The organism is Rubrivirga sp. (assembly GCF_049648075.1).
Lineage (GTDB): Bacteria > Bacteroidota > Rhodothermia > Rhodothermales > Rubricoccaceae > Rubrivirga.
Map to the genome: position 1 here is coordinate 1 of NZ_JBARYR010000520.1, position 2105 is coordinate 2105.

3 protein-coding genes are annotated in these 2105 nt (G+C 61.8%); all 3 read right to left on the reverse strand.

All coding sequences use genetic code 11. The features are described 5' to 3' along the window. Positions 1-529, reverse strand: a 529-nt coding sequence (locus WBA11_RS14540; RefSeq protein ID WP_424521385.1) for an ABC transporter ATP-binding protein, incomplete at its 3' end; no start/stop codon positions are given. Continuing rightward, positions 519-1319 (reverse strand): acyl-ACP--UDP-N-acetylglucosamine O-acyltransferase, encoded by an 801-nt coding sequence (lpxA, locus tag WBA11_RS14545; protein ID WP_424521386.1) that lies wholly within the window; start codon positions 1317-1319, stop codon positions 519-521. The genes WBA11_RS14540 and lpxA, both read right to left, overlap by 11 nt. 1 nt (position 1320) lies before the next feature. Further along, positions 1321-2105, reverse strand: a 785-nt coding sequence (gene fabZ, locus WBA11_RS14550; RefSeq protein ID WP_424521387.1) for a 3-hydroxyacyl-ACP dehydratase FabZ, incomplete at its 5' end; no start/stop codon positions are given.

Below are 2105 nucleotides of genomic sequence, written 5' to 3' on the forward strand. Positions count from 1 at the left end.
CCTGAAACCACCGGGCGGCGGCCTCGTCGAGGGTGACCGTAGGCTCATCGAGTAGCAGGACGGGCGTGGCCGAGTAAAGGGCCGACGCTAACAAGATGCGCTGTCTCATCCCGCTGCTGCAGTCCAGGAGTTGGCGGTTACGGACGTGCCCCAAACCGGTAAATTCTTGCACCTGCGCCACGCCGCCCAATTCCTTCAGAACGGCTTTCTGCGTAAAGTGAAATTTTAAAAACTCCGCAATCGTCAGTTCTTCCGGCAGTTCGAAGTAAGGCCCGGCCCAGCGGACGTGGCGAAAGTGCTCCGCCGGAGCGACCGGCTGGTTGCCGTAACGAAAAACCACGCTACCCCGGCTGGGGGTAAGCTGACCGGCCAGCAACCGCAGCAGGGTACTCTTGCCGGAGCCGTTGCGGCCCCGCACGCCGGTGATGACGCCGGAGATGAACTGGTCCGAGTACTCCCGCAGGATCCACTGGCGGGTAAATTTCTTGCCGACGCCGCTAAGGGTGATTGAACTCGGTTCAGGCCACATCCTGCAGGGCCTGGAAGCTGCGGATGATGCCCGTCCGCTCGGTGTTGGTGATGAAGCGGACCACCTCGTCGCGCTCGTCGCTGACGGGCACGGACGCCTCGATTTCGGTCACCGCGTTGGTAATGTTGAGCCCCTTCACGAACAGGATGCGGTAAATCTCGTGGATGGCGTTGATGGTGTCGATGCTGTACCCCCGCCGCTGGAGCCCGATCCGGTTCACGCCGATGTAACTCAGCGGTTCGCGGGCCGCGCGGATGTAGGGCGGCACGCTCTTGCGCACCAGGCTGCCCCCGGCGATGAAGCTGTGGCGGCCGATGCGCACGAACTGCTGGACGCCGCACTGCCCCTCGATGATCACGTGGTCCTCCAGGGTGACGTGGCCGGCGAGGTTGACGTTGTTGGCGATGATGATATTATCGCCCAGAATGCAGTCGTGGGCCACGTGGGCGTAGGCCATCAGCAGGCAGTTTTTACCCACCACGGTGGTCATGGCCGCGGCCGTTCCCCGGTTGATGGTCACGTGCTCGCGGATGGTGGTATTGTCGCCCACCACCGCCGTGGTGTATTCCCCGGCAAATTTCAGGTCCTGGGGAATGGCCCCGATCACGGCACCGGGGAAAATCCGGACGTTCTTGCCGATGCGGCTGCCGGCGTAGATGGTCACGTTGTTGTGGATCACCGTACCCTCGCCGATCTCCACGTCGTCCTCGATGAGGGTGAAGGGGCCGACGGTCACGCCGGAGGCGAGTTGAGCATTGGGATGAACGGAACTCATGGAGTGAATGGACATACTAGCTACGCTTTACGATTTGGGCCACGAGGTCGGCTTCGGATACGATCTTATTACCGACATAGGCGGTTCCCCGCATCTGGCAGAGGCCCCGGCGGACGGGGGCGATGAGTTCCATCTTGAAGAGGACGGTATCCCCCGGCGTTACGAAATTTTTGAACTTGGCGTTGTCCACCTTCAGGAAGTAGGTGTCCCAGCCGTAGGGGTCGTCCTGCTGGGTCAGTACGAGGAGACCACCGGTCTGGGCCATCGCCTCGATCTGGAGTACGCCGGGCATCACGGGGTTGCCCGGAAAGTGGCCCTGAAAGAACTCCTCGTTCACGCTCAGGTGCTTGAGGCCCACGATGTGGTTCTCGCCCATCTCGATGATCTTGTCGATCAGCAAAAAGGGGTAGCGGTGGGGCATGTACGATTGGATCTCCACGCTGTTGAAGACCGGGGTGTCGTTGGGGTTGTAGTAGGGGCGCCCCTTGAGGCGCTTCTGCTCCAGGTAGGCTTTCTTCAGCAACTTGGTGAACTCTACGTTCACGCCGTGGCCCGGCTTGGTGGCCAGGATGCGGCCCTTGATGGACACGCCCAGGAGGCTGATGTCGCCGATCACGTCCAGCAGCTTGTGGCGGGCCGGCTCGTTGTGGAACTTCAGGTCGATGGTGTTCAGGATACCCTGTTCGTTCACCTCCACGCTCTCCTTGCCCATTTTTTGGGCCAGGGCGTCGAGGCGGTCCTGGGGGACGGCGTAGTCGGCGATCACGATGGCGTTGGTCAGGTCGCCGCCCTGGATGAGGT